Raw genomic sequence first — 22,190 nt, 5'->3', positions numbered from 1 at the left:
CTATTTAATAAAATATGATTTCGTGATGGATTGCACATCAACACGTGCTCTTAATCGTGAAGCAAGTAGGTACAAGCCGGCAAATTTTCGATGAAGAAATAGAGAATCCACAGGAGGAGAATGCCAGTAGTTTTGCTGCATACTCAATGCTAAACCTTTTTCCCGAATTCGTTCCGGCAAGTCATTGTTCGCAAAGTCGTAAGCACCAGTGTGTTTAATCGGTTCACAAGCAATTTCAAACAGCTGCAATACGGTTTCTAGCTGTTCTTGAGAGATGTCTTCTTGAAAATAACCAATGTCTTGCGCCGCTTCCAACATAACCTGGCGATTGCCATCAAGACTGGACTGTAACAACTCTCGATAATGCTGCATGAACTCAGGTAGATATTGGCGGCAAGCACCAAAGTCCAGTAATACGATGTTATCGGTATCGGTTTGATAAAAATAATTGGCGAAATTGGGATCGGTTTGCAATAAATGAAAGTCGAACATTTCTCGCATTAGCAGTTCGAATAATCGAGTAACAATACTGTCCCGCACGCCTTGTGGTAGCGAGCTACATTGATCAATGCTCATGCCATGGTGATAGCTCATGGCCAATATGTTTTTATTGCTCCACTGCTCATGAAGTACAGGCACCGTAAAACCGTCCACGGATTCGAGAAACTGCCGATACTGATTTAGATATTGAGCTTCGCGAACATAGTCGGCTTCCTGATGCAGTTGTGCCTTTGCTTCGTCCAACAAATTATTGATCTCCAATGTCTTTGGCACTAGACCACTAATTCTTAACAAACTAGCAACATTGTCTACATCGCTGCTAATACTGTCTCTTACGCCAGGGTATTGAACCTTTATAGCCAAGGTTTCGCCGGTTTTTAATTGGGCTTTATGTACTTGACCAATGGATGCCGCAGCAATGGGATGATATGAAAAGTGCTCGAAACCATTGAGCCAATCTTTGCCCCATTCTCTTTCCAAGACTACGTTCAATTGACTCAGAGGCATGGGGCTAGCTTGATTACGCAGTGGCTCCAAAATTAAGCTGAACTCTTTCGGCAACATATCACCCGCGTCCATAGAGATCAGCTGGCCTAGCTTCATGGCGGCTCCACGCATGTGCGCCAAACGCTCAGATATTTTACGAGCGTTGTCCGCCGTTAATAACAAGTCTTGCATTTTTGGGCGTTTGCCTTGCGCCCACTGTTTCGCGCCTTCTTGCAGCATATTGCCCGCGACCCGAGACGCAACGCCTCCCAGTTTGGCTAAGCGACTTAGGCGGCCTTTAGGAACCTTACGTCCGTGACGATAACCATTGTGAGTAGAATGTTGAGAGTCGCTATAAGCCATAAAGAACACCACGTGTTCCGAGCATGTTCTATATGTATGTGAAGGATGGCTATTTGGATCACTTTGTATGACCCAAATAGAAATCGACTTTATTTAAGCCGAGAATTGAGTGCGCTGCACAATACCCATTAACTTATAAGTGAGTAACGCAGCACTAAAGTCATACGCATGGAAACCTTCTATCGGAGCAAACTCCATAACATCAAAACCAATGATCTTGCGTTGCTTAGCAACACTCTCAAATAAATTAAGCGTTTGATACCAGCTCAAACCACCGGGTACAGGGGTACCTGTGGATGGAAACACAGAGGGGTCCATGCCATCGATATCAAGTGTGAAAAACACGTTTTTTGGAAAGTCGTCAGGCAGCTGAATACTTTGAATATTTTGCGGTACGATATCATCCGCATCTTGATAACGAACCCCATGCTTTTCGCGAATGGCCATTTCTTCTTCACAATAAGCACGAATACCCAACTGATAAAGTGGAATGCCTTCATCCACTACCCGTTTCATAACGGAAGCATGACTTAACTTATCGCCTTCATAAGCTTCGCGTAAATCCGCATGGGCATCAATTTGTACCACGCCAAAGTCTTTAATACCCGCGTTTAGATAGCCTTTGATTACGCCATAGGTCACGGTATGCTCGCCGCCCAATACCACCGGCATGCTGCCCGCTTCTAAAATTGCTTGGGTCGCTTTGGCAATATTCTCAATCACTACATCCGGATCCACTTGGCAATCCACCGTATCACAGGTGTGAATCCCCAATGCGGAAGGATTAGACTTACCATCCCATGTCTCTAATTGCTCACTGGCAACAATGATGGCATTCGGGCCTAACGCCGTGCCGCCGCCATAAGAAACGGTTTTTTCATAAGGAACGGGTAAAACTGAAAACGCAGCCTGATCAATTGGGCTTTGCTCGATTTCAGATTCTAAAAAAATCGGTTTACTCATATACAACCTCGATATGTTTACAGACGCGACTTAAAGTCGTCGTATGAAAAAACTCTCACGACATTCAAGTCATCTGTTTGGCTATTCCAAATGGCAAGGGCGGGCAACTTGGTACCATTAAATGTTGTGGTTTTGACCATAGTATAATGCGCCATATCCTCGAAAATAAGACGATCGCCAACCTTTAATTCTTGCTCAAAACTATAATCGCCAATCACATCACCTGCGAGACAGGTTAGACCGCCAAAACGATAGTTGTAGCGCTTCTCATCCGCCATGCCTGCTAACTCATTGTTAAAACGAATATCCGGGCGATATGGCATTTCTAACGTGTCTGGCATATGACAAGTCGCACTGGTATCCAGAATCGCTTGCGGCAATTGATTAAAACCAATATCCAATACTTCTGCGCTTAATATGCCACTACCAATAGCCACCGCTTCGCCAGGCTCTAAATACACGTCCACCGAGTACTTCTGCTTAATGAGCCTGATTGCATTAACTAAACCATGGATATCATAATCTGGGGCAGTAATATGGTGACCCCCACCGAAATTCAACCAGGTCATTTGTGGCAACCATTTAGCAAATCTTTCTTCTACCGCCTTTAAGGTGCGCTGCAATGGTTTAAAGCCTTGCTCACATAACGTATGAAAATGTAGGCCACTCACCAAATGAAATGCTTGATGAAATTCATCGGTCTGCAATGCTTGCATTAATTCATCCTGCGTCGTACCTAAGCGCGAGCCTGCTGCACACGGATCATAAATGGGTACCGCGCCCTCACTATGCTCAGGATTAATACGCAAACCAAAACTGAGATCATCACGCTTTTCTTGAGCCGCCTTTAATAGTGGGTAGAAACGTAAAATCTGACTCGGCGTATTGAAGACAATATGATGGGCAAATTCTAATAAGCGAACTAAGTCGTCTTCACTATAGGCAGCAGAGAAAACATGTACTTCTCCACCATAGTATTCTTGCCCTAGTAAGGCTTCATGAAGTCCACTTGAACAAGTACCTGATAAATACTGGCGGCTAAGCGGTGCTAAGTGATACATAGAAAATGCTTTAAGAGCTTGCAGTACCTTTGCTCCACTTTGTTCTTGAACGTGATGCAGTATTTTCAAGTTGCGCTCGATCGCTACCTCATCCACAACAAAGCATGGAGAAGGTAAGCGCTTTAGATCAAGCTTAGAGAAATCAGTAAATTGCATTTAAGCATTGGCCTTTTGTTAATACTTACGGCAAACAAAAATAAGGCCGCAAGCGCGGCCTTCTGATTATTGGTCAAGGTTGAAATCATTCAACTCTGTTACTTTCCAAGGCAAACCAAATTCATTCATATCATCCATGAATGGATCTGGATCAAACTGCTCGATATTGAATACGCCTGGTTCTAACCACTTGCCTTCCATCATCATTTTTGCACCAATCATTGCGGGTACACCTGTGGTATAGCTAATAGCTTGGGATGCCACTTCTGCATAACAAGCTTCATGATCACAAATTTGATAGCAATACATGATCTTATCTTTGCCATCTTTTTTACCCTGAACCACTGTCCCGATACAGGTTTTACCCTTGGTGCGCGGCCCTAGTGTAGAAGGATCTGGCAGTAGCTTGGCTAGAAACTGAATCGGCACAATTTTTTGCCCTTCAAATTCCACTGGCTCTATGCCAGTCATTCCCACATTTTCTAATACTTCTAAATGCTTAAGGTAGTTATCGCCAAAACTCATCCAGAATTGTGCACGCTTCAGTGTCGGAAAGTGCTTGCTTAAGCTTTCTAACTCTTCGTGATACATACGATAAATATTGTAAGTACCCACACCGTCTGGACAAGTAAAGCTTGCTTTCTTACTCATAGGTGGCGTCGTTACAAACTCGCCATTTTCCCAGTGACGACATTCAGCACTCACTTCGCGAATGTTAATCTCTGGATTGAAGTTAGTAGCGAAAGGATAGCCATGATCGCCACCATTGACGTCAATAATGTCTAAATATTCGATTTCATCAAAATGATGCTTCGCCAAATAGTTGGTAAAAACGTTGGTCGCACCAGGATCGAAACCGCTGCCTAAAAGCGCAGTTAAACCGGCTTTTTGGAACTTCTCTTGATACGCCCATTGCCACTTGTATTCAAATTTAGCCGTGTCTAATGGCTCATAATTCGCAGTATCCATATAGTGGACGCCCGCTTCAAGACAAGCATCCATAATGGTCAAGTCCTGATAAGGTAAGGCCACATTAATAACAAGAAATGGTTTTTCTTCTTTTAATAACGCGGCAAGCTCGGGGACGTTATCCGCATCTACCTGTGCTGTGCGAATAGTCACGCCGGTTTTTTGCTTAACGCTTTCAGCAATGGCATCGCATTTACTTTTGGTACGACTGGCCAAAAGAATATCTTTGAATACTGACGATTGTTGCGCACATTTCTGTACGACAACATTACCGACACCACCAGCACCGATGATGACCACTTTTCCGTTTTCATTGCTCATAGCGTTCCCCTTTCAAAGTAGGTATAGCCATCTAAACTGGCTTTAAATGCTTTTAACATCTGCTTGCGTCGCGCAGGTGTTATACGACCTTGCCGTACAGCTTTTTCGGCGCGCTGGCGCAGCTCTTCACTCATAATGCGTGGATCATATTCCACGTACGACAATACATCGGCGATGCTATCCCCATGTATTTCTCGTACAAAATCAAAGCGACCATCTTCACGAATGGCAACACTGACCACGTGTGTATCGCCAAACAGATTATGCAGATCACCGAGTGTTTCTTGATAAGCCCCCACAAGAAAAACACCAAGATAGTATTCTTCTTCCTCTTTCAATGAGTGCAAAGCCAAAGTACTGCTAGTACCTTCTGCCGTGGCAAATACGTCAATTTTGCCATCACAATCACAGGTTAAATCTGCAAGCATGGCATCGCGCGTGGGTTTTTCATCCAAGCGATGGATGGGCATAACAGGAAATACCTGATCAATCGCCCACGTATCCGGCAAAGATTGAAACACACTAAAGTTACCGTAATAAATATCCGCCAGCATTTGTGGCAGGTGCTGCATTTCTTCTGGAACGCGCTCACTGCTGCGTATTTCTTTTGCCACTTTTTGAAAGATGCTTAATGCAATATTTTCCGCGATGGCACGCTCGCTTAGCGAGGCTTGACCACGCCTAAACAGTGACTGAATTTCATCACGATAAAACAACGCATCGTTGTAGCATTCCTGATAGTTTTCAGCGCCCACGTCTTGGTTCACCTGCCAAAGGCTTTGCAAAGTTGAACTGGCATCATCCGCTAATGATTCCGGTAATGGTGCTGGCTCATAGGTTCTAACATCCAATGTATTGAAAAGTAGCATGGATGAATAGGCTACAGTGGCCCTTCCCGATTCAGTCACAATCACTGGATGGGGAATATTCTCTGGGTCAAGACACTCCTGAATGGTTTCCACAATATTATTGCAGTACTCATCCAGTTGATAATTCATAGAATGCGTATGGTTGCTGCTTGCACCTTCATAATCCACTGCTAAGCCGCCACCAAGATCCAAGTAGCCCATAGGAGCGCCTTGCTCGATCAGTCCTGAATAGAAACGACAGGCTTCCATGACACCCATTCTAATATTACGAATATTGGGTATTTGTGACCCCAAGTGGCAATGCAATAACTGCAAGCAATGCAACATATTGGCTTGCTTTAACTCTTCTACAACCCGAACCAATGAGTGGGTCGACATGCCAAAAATAGAGCGATCGCCACTGTCTTCATTCCAATGGCCATCCACTGTCACACTTGAACGAATACGCACACCCAATAAAGGTTCGATACCCAAGGCTTCACTGCGTTCAAGAATGATAGGGAGTTCTTTCAAGCTCTCTAAAACAAAGATGCAGTTTATGCCCATTTCTTTGGCATAGAGGCCAAGCTCTATAAATTCTGCGTCTTTATAGCCATTGCAAACAATCATGCTTTCATTGTCATGCAACTTGCTTAAAGCAATAATCAGCTCTGCTTTACTACCCGCTTCTAAGCCATGGTGATAGCGACTGCCAAAGTCCGCGATTTCTTCAACCACGTGACATTGCTGATTCACCTTGATCGGGAAAACACCACGATAAACATTGCCATATTGGTAGCTTTGTATTGCACGAGCAAAAGCCTCATTTAGCGCACTGATGCGAGCATCCAATAGGTTTTCGATACGCAAAATAGCAGGCATTTCTAAGCCGCGTTCTTGCATACCTTCTATGATTTGAATTAGGGGTACAGATACCGTGTGGTCTTTGAAGTCCACTTGAACTTCTAGTTCACCGTTATCCGATACTTTGAAGAAATCACAACCCCAATCATTAACACCATAAAGATCGGCACTGTCTTGTGCTGACCATGGTGCTTCATGCGGGGGCGCAGCGAGCGGTTTTGTTCGCACTCAATCGTCCTCGTATTCATTGCCAAAAAGCTGTGTATTTTTCACCAGTGGCCATATAAAGCCGCTTATCTCTGGTTCCAGGCTTGCGCGCTTTCTGACTATGAGAAAACGCTTGGGCTAAACTCGCATAAATCCTCGAAGGGAAAAAAATGTGCGCGCATTTTAAGTACTGGCTTTGTTTTTACAAGCTATTTTTCAATGATTTCTCGAAATAATGACCGCTTTAAAACAGTTGTTTTAAAAACGTAAAAGAAGCACAACATAACGTTGTTTATTTTGAATTTCCGCCCAAGCTATAGGCTATCATTGCTTATCTGTTCATGAGATTAGCAAGTTAAGGACACTTGCTCAAACCTGGTCCGCAGAGCCACTTTTTTAAAGTTAAAACTGGCTGGGTATTTCCATGCTTTGCTCATATAAGAAGCGAGCAAACTCTGAAAAGCGATCTAATTCCTTTAAGTGATGTGGCTGCGGCACGATGAAGCGACTATCACCAAAGTCTTTTTTATATTGCTCGCCAAAAGCGGTTTGATGGAAATTAACCATCCACGTTTGTATATCAGCAAAGTGATCGAGATTACGCAATAAGATGTAGTGAGCAACCACTGGCTCACTTCGATACAAGATGCGTACATTGCGCTGCAAGCCATGGGCAATCAACTGCAAGTCATAGCCAGCGACAATGCCTGCCTCTTCGCGACCAGACAATACTTCATAAATGATATGGTCAACCTTGCTTTGCTGTTCAAACACCCAAGCATCGTCCTTCTCTAATAGAGGAAAAATGAGTTCATCCCGGGCGATTTCACTAACAATGTCATAGGCTTCTGGAATCAGTATGTTATGTCCTTTCAGTTGCTTTAAGTCAGTAAAATCACTTTGCTTAGAAACAAACAACACCGCATCCAAGGTTTGCACACTGGCGGCGACCAATTTAAAACCAAACTTCTGCCTTAATAACTGCGCCAAACCAGCTGAGGCAAATGCCATATCAATCATGCCTGACTTCGACATGGCGATATAATCACTGTATTCCATGGCGGGTTTGAAATTCGCTCGCAAGCCCTGCTTATTAAGATACGCAAGTACACTTTTATATTTGCTATGCAAAATGGCCGGGCTGGCGTAAGGCTCTTCCGTCACAGAAAAAGCCGAGACGTTATAAGAATAACTGGCCAAGAGGAGCAATAATGGGAGAAGGAGGAATCTCAATGGATAATTCCGCACAAATATTGAGGATGAAATAAGTATAGCGGAAATAAAAAAGGACCGATATGAGCGGCCCTTTTACACACAAAGCAATATGGTGTCAGATCTAATTTAAGCAGTTAAACGCTTATATTTATCCATTAGCTCGTCGTGAGTTTCTTCATTTTCTGGATCAAGCGGGATGCAATCTACAGGACAAACCAACTGGCACTGGGGCTCGTCATAGTGACCTACACACTCAGTACATTTGTTGGGATCAATTTCATAAATCTCTTCCCCCTCAGAAATGGCTTCGTTAGGACATTCTGGTTCACACACATCACAGTTGATGCAATCGTCGGTTATCATCAGTGCCATGGTGACAGCTACCTCTCAGGCAATAACACATTGGATATGGGATGCATTATAGCGCCAAACACGGGCTTTAAAATGCATCAAATCAACTTAATAAGCTTTAGGAGAGTTACGTTAGTGCCCGTAAGCTTGGATCAGAGCTTGCTCAACAGCAGGATGTACAAACTTCTTCACATCGCCTTCTAAGCGAGCGATCTCACGAATTAATGTAGAGCTAATATAAGAGTGGCGCTCGTCTGGGGTTAGAAACACGGTTTCCACTTCTGGCGCCAATGCACGGTTCATATTGGCCAATTGGAATTCATATTCAAAGTCCGATACAGCACGTAAACCACGTAATAACACCTGGGCGTTTTGTTCTCGTACGAAGTGCGCAAGTAGTGTATTGAAGCCAACGATTTCCACATTATCCAAGTGACCGAGTACCTCTTCTGCCAGTTGGCAGCGAGTATCTAGATCAAATAATGGTTTTTTGTGCGGGCTATCCGCCACTGCAACCACAATATGGTCAAATAGCTTAGAGGCCCGAGTCACTAGATCGGTGTGGCCATTGGTAATGGGATCGAAGGTACCCGGATAGATAACTCTGGTCATTAAACTTTTCTCTGAACCATTGTGAAGGCGCATGTTACCGAAAAGGCGGCAGCGCCTCAACTTGAGCTCTGTCTATTAAAGACGTCACATCTGTAAGATGAGGGCTGACAAAATAACGGGGATTATGCAGACGTCAGGGACTGAGCCAGTTTCTTCGCCTGCTTCAATGCCATGGCATAAATGGAAAGCTGGGGATTCGCGCCAATACTGGTAGGGAATACCGAGCCATCAATGACGTACAAGTTATCCGCTTGGTAGAATTTCGCATTATTATCCACTACGGACTGGCGTTCATCACCACCCATAGCGCATCCACCCATCAAATGAGCGGTCATAATACGTTCTCGATGTTTTTCCATGGGCAACGCATCAATCATCTTACGACATTCAGCCATGGTCTTGGCATAACCCGCATCATGGTGTAACGGCATAACTTGCTTCGCTCCTGCAGCAAACTGAGCTTCAGCCATGGTGTAATGAGCATGTTTAAGTCCTTGCCAAAGGTAGTCGGTAATGGGGTAATCCAATATCGGCTTGCCACCATCATCCAATTCAACCGTACCGCCTTGACTGCCTTCATGAAAGCCATCGCGCAACAAGGCAATCACCACCTGCATATTAGGTAAATCCGCCATTTGCTCACTCAGATCCAAACCGTGGAAACCTAGAATCTGTGAACTCAGCGCAGGCTGCAATGGTGGCACTTCCAACTTATAACCAATGCCATCTCGATCTTGCCATTGAAAGTGGTCACTGTAGATGGATTGCGGGGCACCATAAAAACCATTTACATCATGAGCCATACTCGCAAGGCTGGCGTTAACCGGATGAATGGTGGTGCGTTTACCGATGCGTCCATGAGGGTCTGGTGCTTGCGAGCGCAATAACAGTCCAGGGTTATTAATGGCACCACCGCTCAAGACAATGGTCGGTGCTTTGAAGGTTAAAGTAATGCCTGTTGGAGTTTGACCGTCTGCTTTTAATGCACGACATTCAACCGCATCGACTTTGTGTTCAGAAAAATGCAGTTTGTGGGCACTACAGCGGTAATACAAACTTGCACCGTTTTTTAGTGCTTCAGGCACTGTGGTCACCAACATGCTTTGCTTGGCATTGGTCGGGCAGCCTGTTCCGCAATATCCTAAATCCCAACAGCCGGCCACGTTACGTGGAATAACGCCCCAGCTCCAACCTTGCTTTTCACAACCTTGCTTTAAGGTATCGTTATTCGCATTCGGTGGCATGGCCCATTTAGAGACGTTTAAACGTTGCTCCATTTGCTCAAAATAGGGTGCCATCTGCTGTTGCGAGGCATCTTCAATACCAAATTCTTTTTGCCAAAAGTCTAATGTTTGCGGCGGAGTACGAAAGCTAGAGGTCCAATTAATCACAGTGGTACCGCCAACCGTGCGTCCTTGGAAAATAGAAATAGCACCGTCTTTAGTGCTACGGCCACCACTTTCTTGATACATATTTGCAGTGGCTTCTAATTCATCCATGTTGAAATTATCAGAAGTATACAAGCCGCCTTCTTCAATCATAACGACTTTGAGACCAGCCTGTGACAATACTTCTGCCGTTACGCCACCGCCGGCTCCAGTGCCCACGATGATGACATCTGCTTCTATTGTTTCGTTCTGCTGCTTTAGTCCGGCGTCGTGTAAATCCCAATTTTCACTTTGCGCGCGAGTTTTGAAAATATCTTGAATTGCCATTGCGCACCTTAATTATTATTTTTAGTAATTAGAGTATCTGCATACGGTGGACCTGGATAACGGGCTAGTTGCCAACCAATGGGATGACCATAAAAAGTTGCTGCCATTAGTTTGTTCAATCCGTTGTATGCCATATTGAATAATTCGAAACCACTGTCTCGCCAGCGATTCAAGAAATTGCTTATTTCGTCGTCATTGGCGTTTTTCCATTGACTCCATACACCCGTTGTTAAGCCCCGGCTTAATCCAAAGTTCAATAGTGTTAATAAATCTTTAAATTGCTTTTGATTATGTGGTCCAAGATTAAAGATTGCAGTGTCAATATTTTTTAGCATACTGTTTAAAACAGTTTCACGCTGTATTGGATCTTCAGGAAAATGCCCCTGTAACATAACCGGGGCAACGGCAATAATGAATTCACGGTCTTTTGCACGTAATACACGATAATTAGAGTTAGCAGGTAACGACTCACTGCAACCAGTTAAAGTTGCAGTGATACTAGTTGCTGTCAATGCGACCGTACTAGTCGCTCCCAGCTGTAAAAATTGGCGACGATTCATCATAGTTATTTTTATTCAGATAAAGTTCGTTTAGCGAATCATGAATTTGTATATAAGTTTATGCATCGTGCGGCCATAAGGCGCATGCACCAAACTTCCTAGATTAATTCGACCTTTTTTATGCACAGACTTAGCATGACTTAGCGATAAGAAACCTTCTTTGCCATGATAAGCACCGATACCAGAGTCACCAACTCCACCGAATGGCATATCATCTTGTGCAATGTGAGTTAAGCAGTCGTTTATAGTGACACCACCTGCATGGGTGTTTTCTAAAATAAAGTCTTGCTCACGCTTGTCATGACTAAATAAATATAATGCTAACGGTCGCGGACCCTTGTTGATGAATGAAACGACTTCGTTTAAATCAGAGTAAGGCAAAATCGGCAACAGAGGTCCGAAAATTTCGTCCTCCATTATGCTCATGTCTGAGCGAGTGTTTTCCACCAAGGTCAATGGAATTTTACGAGTTCCCGAAAAGTCTTCATTAGCATGATTTAATGGCTGGACTTGCGCGCCTTTGTCTTCTGCGTCTTTTAATACCGACGTTAAGCGATGAAATTGACGTTCGTTAACGATGGCCGTGTAATCTGGATTGTTTTTCAGCGTTGGATAACACTGCTTATAATAGTCAGCAATTTCCGCTTTTAATTCTGGAATCAGATCCTGAGGACATAGAATATAGTCTGGAGCGATACAGGTTTGACCAGCATTCGTCGCTTTACCAAAAATAATGCTTTTGGCTGCCGCTTTAATGTCACCTTTTTGCGTAACGATACATGGACTTTTTCCACCCAATTCTAGCGTAACAGGTACAAGATTTTTACCACAAGCACTCATCACGTGACGCGCAACGGCAGTAGATCCTGTAAATAGCAAATGATCCCAATGCATACTTGAAAACTCTGCACCCACTGCTGCTTCACCTGACATGACAGCGACTTGTTCCTCGGGGAAATATTTAGCCAACATGCGATAAAGTACTTCGTTGGTATAGGGCGTGAACTCCGACATTTTAATCACAGCGCGGTTACCCGCAGCCAACGCCGCCGCCAGTGGTGCAACTGCTAGTTGAACAGGATAGTTCCACGGCACCATAATGCCCACAACACCTTTTGGTTGAAACACAACTTTATTTGAAGCAGGTGCAAATAGTGGATTTACATGACGCTTGCTGGGCTTCATCCATTTCTTTAGGTGCTTGCGGTTGTATTTGATGCCCTCCAAAGAGACCATGATCTCCGCAATCATGGTTTCGCCTTCGGCTCGGCAACTGAAATCTTTGTTTACTGCCTGGCAAAGCTCTTCTTTAAATTCGCGTAGTGCATCTGCTAACTTGTCCAAGTCTTGCTGACGTTGCTTAGCGCTAGGATAGGGTGCATCTAAATACGCCGACTTTTGCTTGGCAAAAATGTCATGCAAGTACGTCAACTGCTGCTGTTCGTCTGTTAATTGAGCCGCTGTTGCTACCATGTGAGCACCTCTTTGATTGTTTTTTATACGTGTAATTGGTATTATTAGAGTTATTACTCTAAAGGTCAAATATATTTTATCTGATTGCCACGCAGGGCATCCCTTGCCAAAATAAGGTGATCTAACGGAAAGGCTGTATATGAAGACTCGTGATCGCATTATTCAAGCAAGCTTAGAATTGTTTAATGAACAAGGTGAGCGCAATGTCACCACCAATCACATTGCCTCTCATTTGGGCATTAGCCCAGGTAATCTGTATTACCACTTCAAAAATAAGCAGCAGATCATTTTTGATATTTACCTTGAATACGAAGCTAAAGTGGATGACAACCTTAAATTGCCTGCCGGTCGTCAACTGACCGTCAACGATAAACTCATATACCTACAAGCGATCTTCCAAGGCTTGTGGGATTACCGTTTCATGCATCGCGACCTACAGCATCTTTTAGCGAACGATCCTGAATTGCATAAACGCTATAACGCCTTCTTTAAACGCTGCTTGAAGAGTACACAAGAAATCTACTTTGCCATTCGCGAGGCAGGAATTATCAGTGCCAACGACGAGGACGTTCGCGCATTAGCGCTGAATACTTGGATCCTTGTTACGTCTTGGTTTGGTTTTATGCACACAAACTTATTGGTAGATAAAAACCAAAAAGAAAGCCAAGAATTATTGAATAGCGGCATCTATCAAATTTTCGCATTGGAAAAACCTTACCTAACGGAAGATTACCAACAGCCAGTCGCTGATATCGCCAGTCAGCTTGCGAAATCACTGCACGAGCTGAGCGACATAGGCTAGCGCTACCTTCTTGTGAATGCGCCACATGACAGCAAGTGGCGCGCTTCGACATAACCCAAATAGAGAACTAGTCGTATACTAAAAACCACTATTTAACGCGCTTGGCTGCACGGAACCGCAGCTGAAACGATGAGGGAATACTCCATGAAGCGTTATATCATCGTCGGTTTAACCGTATGGCTAAGTTTCACATCAGTCTATGCATTAACTCTGAACGGCGCCGCACAATTCAATAGACTATCTACATCCTTATATTTGGCCGCCCTATACTTGCCCAGTAAAAACAATGATGCTCACGCTATTTTAAAAAACGAGCAAAGGCAACGCATGGATATTTACGTGCTGAGCAATGAGTGGCGCCCCCGTCAATGGCAACGTCAATGGCTCAACGACATCAGCATTAGCACACCGCCCAAGCAACTTGAAAAGATGAAAGACTCGGTTCATGACTTTGCGCAATTGCTGCCTGCGGCTTTAGTAAAAAACGATCACATCAGTATCGAATTTTATCCAGACAAAGGCACGTCCGTTCGCATTAACGGTGTTCTATTTTTGCAAACAGATGATCGCGATTTATTTCAAAGCTTATTGAGCATTTGGATCGGTGAATTACCACCAAGCCGTCAATTTAAAAAACAAATACTAGGAGAAGATCTAGAGCAAAAATGGTTAAGTTTTTTGACAGATTTTCAACCCAATAAAAAACGTATTGCGATGGCAAATAGTTGGAAGCAAGATCAAGATGAAAAAACGAAATTACTTAAAGAAAAGCAATTACAATTAGCTGCTATTAACGCTCCTATCACAGCTGAAACAAAGCAAAAAAGCATACCCAAACCCAGATACGAATCCTTGACAGAAGAACAGAAGTCAACATTTCGCCAAAACTTTTTGTTGAAGGATTTAAATTGGCGTTTGCACAAACGCATTTATGATTCGGTCCAACCGCCGGCATGGATCGTCAATCGCTTAGCAAAGGGGGAAATCGTTTTTCGTTTTAAACTGGATCGAAACGGTGCGCTGTATGATCTGACAGGCGATAATAAAGGTATGCCTGTGATGCTTGTCGCTGATGTACATAGAGCAATAAAACGTGAGATTCCGGGCACCGCAATCCCAAGTCAGCTTGATGGTGAAGCATGGCAATTTGAATTACGCTTTCCCATCAAGCAAACACTTGGCGATATTATTCAGCCGCCCAAAAAACCCCGCTTCATGTTAGGGCAGGCCAACTAATCATGACGCTGATTGGTTTTGAAATAGGCGAAGAAAAACCTGTCCTGCTTTTTTCTCTCGATGCAAATGCCAGTGGGCAGGCAGATTTAAATCGGGGACAGTTAATTCGCTTTCGATGTAAATCCAGCCATCTTCTTTCAATAAATCCTTATCTTGAATCGCCTGTAAACAGCTTGGTAATAAGCCTTTATTGAACGGCGGGTCTAAGAAAATTACATCGAAGGCTTGCTCACAGTTTTGCAAAAATACCAAAGCATCGGTTTGCACCACATCGGCATTGCAAGACAGTACTTGGCAATTCTCTTTCAGTTGCTTCACGGCTTTGGCGTTTTTCTCCAGTAAAACCCCGTGCTCTGCACCTCTGGACAGGGCTTCAAACCCTAGCGCCCCTGAACCAGCAAATACATCCAAGACATGAGCGGCGGGAATATACGGCGCCAACCAGTTAAAAAGGGTTTCACGAACGCGATCTGTGGTAGGACGTAGACCTTCAATCTCAGGGAAACTTAAAAGACGAGAGCGCCATTGGCCGCCAATAATACGCAATCGGTTTGGAGTTTTTTTAGCCATAATTTATTGATTCGTGAGCCACTTTTCGGTCAATCGTTTAAAGCGCTTTTCATCCCAGTCTTGCAGTTGATCAAAGCTTTGCTGGAACGCCATAGCCGTGTGATCAAAGGTATTGTGTTTGGCTAAATTATACGCCAAACGAGCCGCAGTACTGGTCTGCTCAAACAAGGTTTTACCCAGCTTGCGCTTTTCCCGCGGCATAATACCGCTTTCTAGCCAATCTTCCATGGCTTCATCGCGATAAACTGGATTTTGAATCAATAAACTGGCATTGCTTTTTCCCATGTACAAACGCACTTTCTGACCTGGCATTTGCCCAAGCACATGGGCAAACATGCGTAAATCCAGTTGCTCTTCAACCGTTAACGCAGGTACTAACCTATGAAACTCTACATTCGCTTTCTTGATCACCGATGACTCTTGATTGACCAACAAATTGGTCTCTGCTGCGGCATAGCGACTGTCTGGCAATAGTTTTTCCATAATGATTTGTGCCGCGGGTAATACGAGATCGCCAGCGATGCTGGCATGTAAACGCTGTGGATGCAGATAATGACGTTGAAATTGCTGCAATTCAGCACGGGTTATCAGCCCCAAACTGGTTTGATCACCCTGGGCGGGACCGGCATACGGATGCTCAGGATACGCCTGCTTCCACAGCTCATCACTGGCTTTCGACGTCACCGCTTTGTATTGCTGGATTTTTTCTTGCGCTAAATCTGGACGATAAAGAATTTCACTCAAGCGAGCCAGTTGCGCGTTTAATCTTTCTGGCTGAGCCGGCAGCTGCACCGCTACTTGAATATAGTCACTGGTATGATGCACCTGAGCGGTAATGCCTGCTTGTTGCAGCTCATCCTGCAAGGCTCGGCTTAACAAATAACTGATACCCTTGCGCTCATCATCAAAGCCAAACCCTGCTTCATACCAAAGCTGAATCTGTACATGATCACTAAACATGGGACTAAACCAAACCTTGCTGCCAGAATCCGTATTCCACACACTGATATCCAACTTGGGTGGTGATGGCAGCGCCACTTCCGACTCTTTTGGGGCGGTGGCGGTTAAAAGTACAATCAGCAAAATACTAACGGCGATTAAGATATTATTGAGGGTGGTACGTTTCAGCCCTTGTGCCATGAATCCTGTCCTAGCTCTAATTGGGTGAAATTGACCGCTTTCGATACTGCTTCCTAAAGGATGTAGCGGAATTTTTATTGGAATACTGATAGCATAGCCGTTTTTTTAGTACTAGGTGAACTCATGTTCGGTTGGGGAAAATCCAAGAAGAAAGCTGACGACAAAACCAGCCCATCTCAAGAGCCATTAAAAGAGAATAGCGACGTTGTTGCCGAACCTTCGCAAGAATCGGTAGTGGAAGAGACCACCACATCAGAAGAAACGGAAAGTACGTCCAGCAAAGGTTTTTTTGCGCGTATTAAAGCAGGCTTAAGCCGCACGCGTTCAGGATTAAGCGAAGGGCTTGGCGACTTGCTACTGGGCAAAAAAGAGATTGATGAAGATCTATTAGAAGACATCGAAACTCAACTGCTCATGGCGGATATCGGTATCAACGCCACACAGGCCATCATTGACGATTTAACCGAACGTTCCAGTCGCAAAGAGCTGAAAGACAGTGAAGCCTTACTTGAAGCACTTAAACAGCATTTGAAAGACATTCTTGAACCTTGCCATGCGCCTTTGGAAATCCCACAAAGCGACAAGCCGTTCGTCATTCTCATGGTGGGCGTCAATGGCGTAGGTAAAACCACCACCATTGGTAAAATGGCCAAGCGTTTCCAAAGCCAGGGTAAAAGCGTGATGTTGGCCGCCGGTGATACATTCCGTGCAGCCGCCGTCGAGCAATTGCAAACCTGGGGCGAGCGCAACAAAGTTCCAGTTGTGGCTCAGCACACAGGAGCCGATAGCGCTTCTGTTATTTATGATGCGGTTCAGTCTGCACAAAGCAAAGGTGTGGATGTGGTCATTGCCGATACCGCCGGCCGTTTGCAAAACAAAGCCAACCTCATGCAAGAACTGGAAAAAGTAGTGCGCGTTATGCGCAAGCTGGACGACACAGCCCCTCACGAGGTGATGCTAGTATTGGATGCTGGCACCGGTCAGAATGCGCTAAGCCAAGCCAAAATTTTCCAAGAAGCCGTTGGCGTAAGCAGTCTGACATTAAGTAAGCTGGACGGTACAGCAAAAGGCGGTGTGATCTTTGCCATCGCTAAAGAATTGCAATTGCCGGTTCGCTTCATTGGTGTTGGCGAGCAAATCGACGATCTACGACCTTTTAATCATGAAGAGTTTATCGAAGCCCTCTTCGCCCAAGACGAGTAAGGAAACACTATGGCCCATGTTCGCTTTGACCATGTGAGTATGAGCTACCCCGGTGGCCATCAAGCCCTTTTAGATCTCAACTTTGAGGTAGAACAAGGGGAGATGGCCTTTTTGACCGGCCATTCCGGTGCAGGTAAAAGCACCTTGTTAAAGCTCATCATGCGCATGGAAAAAACCACTCAAGGGCAGATCCTCGTCGATGGCGTCAACCTCAACCGTTTACGGGCCTCACAAATTCCCTTCCATCGTCGCCGCATTGGTGTGGTCTTTCAAAACCACCAGCTATTATTTGACCGCAGTGTTTTTGAAAACGTCGCCCTACCCCTGCGCATTAGTGGTTATTCCAGTCGAGACTTAGAACGTCGCGTACGCGCGGCTTTAGATAAAGTGGGCTTACTCGACAAAGAAAAGCAAAATCCCATTGAGTTAAGTGGTGGAGAACAACAACGTGTGGGCATTGCTCGCGCGGTGGTGAACAAACCCAGTTTAATTCTCGCAGATGAGCCAACCGGTAACCTAGACCCAAAACTATCAAAAGAAATCATGAGCTTGTTCGAACAGTTTAATGATGTGGGCGTTTCGGTACTGATTGCCAGTCACGATCTCAATCTTATTGGTCGCCTGCCCTATCGCGTGATTGGCTTGGAAAACGGCAAAATCATTGGTGAGCGTCCACCGCAAACTCAAGAGGAGGCCCCTCGTGAGTGAACAAAAAACCGCGCCTAAAATCAGCAATCAGCAAAGCAAAATCACCGCACAAAGTCAGTGGCAAAGCTACATTCAGCACCACAAGCTGATGGCAAAAGACAGCTTGTCCCGACTGTTAAAAAGTCCTGCCTCGAGTTTTATGACGTGGCTAGTACTGGCCATTGCTCTGTCGCTCCCCATGACATTGTATGTATCCCTAGAGAATCTTAAGCAGTTGAGCAGTAGCTGGGACCAAACCAGTCAAATGAGTGTGTATCTGAAAAAGGGCACTCTTGAGCGTTTTGCCAATAACATCGTCAATGAACTGGAACAAAAACCCGAGATTCGATCTGCGGAATACATTAGCCCAGAGCAAGCCCTAAGTCAGTTCAGTGCCAGTACTGGTCTGAGCGATGTGATCTTAGGCTTGGACGACAATCCATTGCCGGGCGTCATTACCGTGATGCCCAATTTAGATAGCCAAAATACCGAAGCGTTGGAAGCGCTGCAGCAAAGCATTCAACAAATGGCCTATGTGGATAGCGTCTCGTTAGATGTCATCTGGGTTCAGCGCTTATATCAGTTCATGGAATTAGGTCAGCGTCTAGTCTGGGCCTTGGCCGCCCTGTTAGGACTGGCTGTGCTACTCATCATCGGTAATACCATTCGCCTTTCAATAGAAAGCCGCCGCGATGAAATATTGGTGGTTAAACTAGTGGGTGCGACGGATGCCTTTGTGCGTCGCCCATTCCTTTATACCGGGCTTTGGTTTGGCCTCGGCGGTGGCATCATCGCGTGGATTTTACTTAGCATCGGCTTATATTGGCTGTCAGGCCCTGTGGATAACTTAATTAGCCTGTATGGCAGCGACTTCCAACTGAAAACGCTAGGGCTAAAAGACAGTCTATTACTCATCTTTGATGGCGTCATATTAGGCTGGTTAGGGGCTTGGCTCGCGGTTTCCCGCCACTTAAGCACGATTGAACCCAAATAAGAAAAACCTGTCTTTCATGATCTGGCATCAACTGCAGGGCGTACAATGTAGGCATACTCACGGGTAAAAGCGATGCATTGTTCCATTTGGTGTACACTGATTTTCAAAGTTATCCACAATGGAACTTCTACTGGAATTGGCGCTCATATTAACGAGTGCTAAAATAGCATTGTCGGTTTACAAACACCTGTGCGTATTGCAGGATAACCAAACAGAATTAAAACTTGTTCTTAATAGGAGAGCATTATCAACATGAGCACTAGCTTAATGGCCCAAAACATCGCAAGCCTGTCACCCGGTCGTGACCTCGATGGCTACCTAAATGCGATCGGCGGCATTGCTGTGTTGAGCGCCGAAGAAGAGCGAGAACTGGCTGATCGCCTTTATTACGAAAGCGACCTAGAAGCTGCGCGCCGTCTTGTTCTATCTCATCTGCGCTTTGTAGTTCACATTGCCAAGAGCTACAACGGTTATGGCTTGAACCAATCTGACCTCATTCAAGAAGGTAACGTTGGCCTCATGAAAGCGGTAAAACGCTTCAACCCTGAGGTAGGCGTTCGTCTAGTGAGCTTTGCTGTTCACTGGATCAAAGCAGAGATTCACGAATTTATCCTCAAGAACTGGCGCATTGTGAAAGTGGCCACCACAAAGGCTCAGCGCAAATTGTTCTTCAATCTGCGTAGCGCGAAAAAGCGGAATGGCTGGTTGAACGAAGCTGAAGCACACAAAATCGCTGAAGATCTAGGTGTGAGTGCTAAAGAAGTATACGAAATGGAAGGTCGTTTGAGCTCCCATGACAGTACATTCGATAGCCCAGTTGCTGATGATGAAGATAGCGCTTATCAGGCGCCAGCTAACTATCTAGAAGACCATAGCTTTGACCCAGCCCTCGCGGTGGAGAATGAAAACTATGAGCAAGACAGTACAGCACGCCTACAAGACGCGTTAGTGCAGCTAGATGATCGCAGTAAAGACATCTTGATGCGTCGTTGGTTAGGAGAGCATAAAGCCACGCTTCATGAACTAGCTGACGAATATGGTGTATCTGCTGAGCGTATTCGCCAGCTTGAGAAAAACGCCATGAAGAAAATCAAAGGCATGATTGAAGCTTCCCACTGATAAAAACTTCGATCTTTGTTCATAAAGCCAGCATTCGCTGGCTTTTTTATGCCATCAGAGCTTATGCGTCTCCTCTACTTCAGCACGATCTCGACCATTGTTTTTAGCTCGATATAACGCATCATCCGCTGTTTTCATCAATTGTGTTCGCGTTAATCCAATACTTCCATCCCAATAAACCACACCAGCACTGGCAGTGACACACTGCGCAATGGGCGAATCTTGATGATCAATATTGAGTCTACGAACCTGCTCCACAATAGCTTGAGCCCACCACTGAACTTGGTTAGCGGAAACGCCATATTTGATCAATATAAACTCCTCACCACCAAAGCGTACACAACGGTCCAGTTCGTGCTCTCTGAGCCGCAGGAAGGCTTTGGCAACACGAATAAGGCAATCATCCCCCTTCATATGTCCATAAAAATCGTTAAAGCGCTTAAAGAAATCAATGTCGACGATAGCAATACCTAATCCAGTGTCTTGCTCTCTAGCACTTTTCATAAGCTGCTCGAAACGCTCCTCAAATTTGTGGCGGTTTTCGGCTCCGGTTAACTGATCAGTGTGAGCAAGATCCTTTAGAAACAGATTTTTTTGATAATTAGCCTTACGGTGCGCGTCAAAACTCACACTATGGAGACTACCCACTGTAATAATTAATCCCAAATACAGTCCGGCCTGAATAAAAACATCCGCACTAGCACTCACAAGCACCAAATAGAGCAGATAAACAAATAAGGCGCTCAAACCGATAATTAATTTTTGCTGATAAAAAATACTAGGAAGAAAAAATACAGCAGTGATAGCCAGCATCAGCGCGTTAAAATCCAGCCACTGACCCACCGAATGGTAAATCCAGTAAGAAAATACAATAGGCACACAAAGCGCAATCCCCATTAAGGTCACTAAAATATCGACGCGGTAGTGTTTATTACTGCGCGTCCAACATTGCATCAGAATCAATATAGGAATCATGGGAACGAAGCGCACTAGCAATATCAATAAAAGCTCTTGGCTTTGCCAGCCCAAGTCCGATGCATCCCAGAGAGTAAATAGAATCAGAGCGACTGAAGCCGCATAACTGGCAAGACGGGACTCGACGCTGTAGTCGGAATTGAACTTCCGGATATAGTCGGGACTATGCCGAATTGAAAACACCCTATGCTCCATACACAACAGCCATAGCTTAAGCATAGACCAGTAAAGTGCGTGAGGGCTTTACGGTATTAATTTCAGGCATAAAAAAACCAGCTACTTGAGCTGGTTTTTAAGAATTCGGATGGTGCCCGGAGGCGGAGCGGAAATCTGGGAACCACCTTCTCTACAACCCGCATGATTACTGAGTCGAGTTACACCGCCTAAACGCGAAGTGTACCAAAAGTGTACCAATTTTAAACTTAAAGACTGTAAAACCGTTAGGGAAACGAGCATGAATTCTTATCAATGCGAATACCTAGACCTTCTTAACAGGGGACTAATTGGGACAGAGGTCGGTTTCCAAGCCATCCGCGCTAGGAAAGACTATATAGATTACTTTGGAGCAAAGATTAATACAGGTGAGATTTACTACGCTCGTTCGTTAGAGAACAACTCATTGATCAACACAAGGGTTTCTCAAGAGAGCATTGAGAAGATAATAGCTCTGTTATTCACCAAGAGCCGAGCTCAGCTTAAGTTATTAGAATCCATTAATGTAGATGAAGACGAAGCGTTTAAGAGGCATCAAGCAGGTCTAAAGTACCTAAACAAGAAAGCCAAAGCTCATTAGCTCTGG

At 44.7% G+C, this 22,190-nt stretch carries 21 protein-coding genes; 7 read left to right on the top strand and 14 right to left on the bottom strand.

The window, feature by feature from the left end; translation table 11 throughout:
- From HF888_RS00955 to HF888_RS00905, 11 genes are all read right to left on the bottom strand, one after another.
- Positions 1-1,350: an ABC1 kinase family protein gene (locus tag HF888_RS00955; protein WP_007018058.1), complete on the bottom strand. Its 1,350-nt coding sequence runs from the start codon at positions 1,348-1,350 to the stop codon at positions 1-3.
- 93 nt (positions 1,351-1,443) lie between these two features.
- The gene (gene speB / locus HF888_RS00950) at positions 1,444-2,313 is read right to left on the bottom strand and encodes an agmatinase (protein ID WP_007018059.1); all 870 of its coding nucleotides are present in this window, start codon (positions 2,311-2,313) and stop codon (positions 1,444-1,446) included.
- A gap of 17 nt (positions 2,314-2,330) precedes the next feature.
- Positions 2,331-3,530, bottom strand: coding sequence for a carboxynorspermidine decarboxylase (gene nspC / locus HF888_RS00945; RefSeq protein WP_007018060.1), 1,200 nt, complete (start codon positions 3,528-3,530; stop codon positions 2,331-2,333).
- 66 nt (positions 3,531-3,596) lie between these two features.
- Entirely contained in the window at positions 3,597-4,820 is a 1,224-nt protein-coding gene (locus HF888_RS00940) for a saccharopine dehydrogenase family protein (protein WP_007018061.1), read from the bottom strand.
- On the bottom strand, positions 4,817-6,760 hold the full coding sequence (speA, locus tag HF888_RS00935; RefSeq protein WP_007018062.1) for a biosynthetic arginine decarboxylase: 1,944 nt from the start codon (positions 6,758-6,760) through the stop codon (positions 4,817-4,819). Before speA ends, HF888_RS00940 begins: the two co-directional genes overlap by 4 nt.
- Positions 6,761-7,141: 381 nt before the next feature.
- Positions 7,142-7,903 (bottom strand): phosphate/phosphite/phosphonate ABC transporter substrate-binding protein, encoded by a 762-nt coding sequence (locus HF888_RS00930; protein ID WP_007018063.1) that lies wholly within the window; start codon positions 7,901-7,903, stop codon positions 7,142-7,144.
- A gap of 177 nt (positions 7,904-8,080) precedes the next feature.
- Positions 8,081-8,326: a YfhL family 4Fe-4S dicluster ferredoxin gene (locus HF888_RS00925; RefSeq protein ID WP_007018064.1), complete on the bottom strand. Its 246-nt coding sequence runs from the start codon at positions 8,324-8,326 to the stop codon at positions 8,081-8,083.
- A gap of 111 nt (positions 8,327-8,437) precedes the next feature.
- Positions 8,438-8,917 carry a pantetheine-phosphate adenylyltransferase gene (gene coaD / locus HF888_RS00920; RefSeq protein WP_007018065.1) on the bottom strand — a complete coding sequence of 160 codons (480 nt, stop codon included), beginning with the start codon at positions 8,915-8,917 and terminating at the stop codon, positions 8,438-8,440.
- Between the two features lie 122 nt (positions 8,918-9,039).
- Positions 9,040-10,632 (bottom strand): GMC family oxidoreductase, encoded by a 1,593-nt coding sequence (locus HF888_RS00915; protein ID WP_007018066.1) that lies wholly within the window; start codon positions 10,630-10,632, stop codon positions 9,040-9,042.
- Positions 10,633-10,640: 8 nt separating this feature from the next.
- A complete protein-coding gene (locus HF888_RS00910; protein ID WP_007018067.1) occupies positions 10,641-11,195 on the bottom strand; it encodes a hypothetical protein in 555 nt (184 codons plus the stop codon).
- A gap of 27 nt (positions 11,196-11,222) precedes the next feature.
- Positions 11,223-12,665, bottom strand: a complete 1,443-nt coding sequence (locus HF888_RS00905) for a coniferyl aldehyde dehydrogenase (protein WP_007018068.1) — start codon at positions 12,663-12,665, stop codon at positions 11,223-11,225.
- Positions 12,666-12,804: 139 nt separating this feature from the next.
- Between HF888_RS00905 and HF888_RS00900 the strand changes: the two genes are divergently transcribed.
- Both HF888_RS00900 and HF888_RS00895 read left to right on the top strand, forming a co-directional pair.
- The gene (locus HF888_RS00900; protein ID WP_007018069.1) at positions 12,805-13,467 is read left to right on the top strand and encodes a TetR/AcrR family transcriptional regulator; all 663 of its coding nucleotides are present in this window, start codon (positions 12,805-12,807) and stop codon (positions 13,465-13,467) included.
- Positions 13,468-13,611: 144 nt separating this feature from the next.
- On the top strand, positions 13,612-14,703 hold the full coding sequence (locus HF888_RS00895) for a chalcone isomerase family protein (protein ID WP_007018070.1): 1,092 nt from the start codon (positions 13,612-13,614) through the stop codon (positions 14,701-14,703).
- On the opposite strand, the gene rsmD is transcribed toward HF888_RS00895, so the two are convergent.
- Both rsmD and HF888_RS00885 read right to left on the bottom strand, forming a co-directional pair.
- A complete protein-coding gene (gene rsmD / locus HF888_RS00890) occupies positions 14,704-15,273 on the bottom strand; it encodes a 16S rRNA (guanine(966)-N(2))-methyltransferase RsmD (RefSeq protein ID WP_007018071.1) in 570 nt (189 codons plus the stop codon).
- 3 nt (positions 15,274-15,276) lie between these two features.
- On the bottom strand, positions 15,277-16,413 hold the full coding sequence (locus HF888_RS00885) for a M16 family metallopeptidase (protein ID WP_007018072.1): 1,137 nt from the start codon (positions 16,411-16,413) through the stop codon (positions 15,277-15,279).
- 123 nt (positions 16,414-16,536) lie between these two features.
- On the opposite strand from HF888_RS00885, the gene ftsY reads away from it, so the two are divergent.
- The 4 genes from ftsY to rpoH all read left to right on the top strand — a co-directional run bounded on the left by ftsY (position 16,537) and on the right by rpoH (position 20,416).
- Positions 16,537-17,616, top strand: coding sequence for a signal recognition particle-docking protein FtsY (ftsY, locus tag HF888_RS00880; protein WP_007018073.1), 1,080 nt, complete (start codon positions 16,537-16,539; stop codon positions 17,614-17,616).
- 9 nt (positions 17,617-17,625) lie between these two features.
- The gene (ftsE, locus tag HF888_RS00875) at positions 17,626-18,324 is read left to right on the top strand and encodes a cell division ATP-binding protein FtsE (RefSeq protein WP_007018074.1); all 699 of its coding nucleotides are present in this window, start codon (positions 17,626-17,628) and stop codon (positions 18,322-18,324) included.
- Complete coding sequence (gene ftsX / locus HF888_RS00870; protein WP_007018075.1) at positions 18,317-19,297, top strand: permease-like cell division protein FtsX; 981 nt, start codon at positions 18,317-18,319, stop codon at positions 19,295-19,297. Before ftsE ends, ftsX begins: the two co-directional genes overlap by 8 nt.
- A gap of 252 nt (positions 19,298-19,549) precedes the next feature.
- A complete protein-coding gene (gene rpoH / locus HF888_RS00865) occupies positions 19,550-20,416 on the top strand; it encodes an RNA polymerase sigma factor RpoH (RefSeq protein WP_007018076.1) in 867 nt (288 codons plus the stop codon).
- A gap of 54 nt (positions 20,417-20,470) precedes the next feature.
- On the opposite strand, the gene HF888_RS00860 is transcribed toward rpoH, so the two are convergent.
- On the bottom strand, positions 20,471-21,574 hold the full coding sequence (locus HF888_RS00860) for a GGDEF domain-containing protein (RefSeq protein WP_007018077.1): 1,104 nt from the start codon (positions 21,572-21,574) through the stop codon (positions 20,471-20,473).
- A 271-nt stretch (positions 21,575-21,845) separates the two neighbouring features.
- On the opposite strand from HF888_RS00860, the gene HF888_RS00855 reads away from it, so the two are divergent.
- Complete coding sequence (locus HF888_RS00855) at positions 21,846-22,184, top strand: hypothetical protein (RefSeq protein WP_007018078.1); 339 nt, start codon at positions 21,846-21,848, stop codon at positions 22,182-22,184.
- Positions 22,185-22,190: the final 6 nt, after the last annotated feature.

The sequence above is a fragment of the Bermanella marisrubri genome (assembly GCF_012295615.1).
Taxonomy (GTDB): domain Bacteria; phylum Pseudomonadota; class Gammaproteobacteria; order Pseudomonadales; family Oceanobacteraceae; genus Bermanella; species Bermanella marisrubri.
This window is presented reverse-complemented; position numbering and strand designations above follow the sequence as displayed.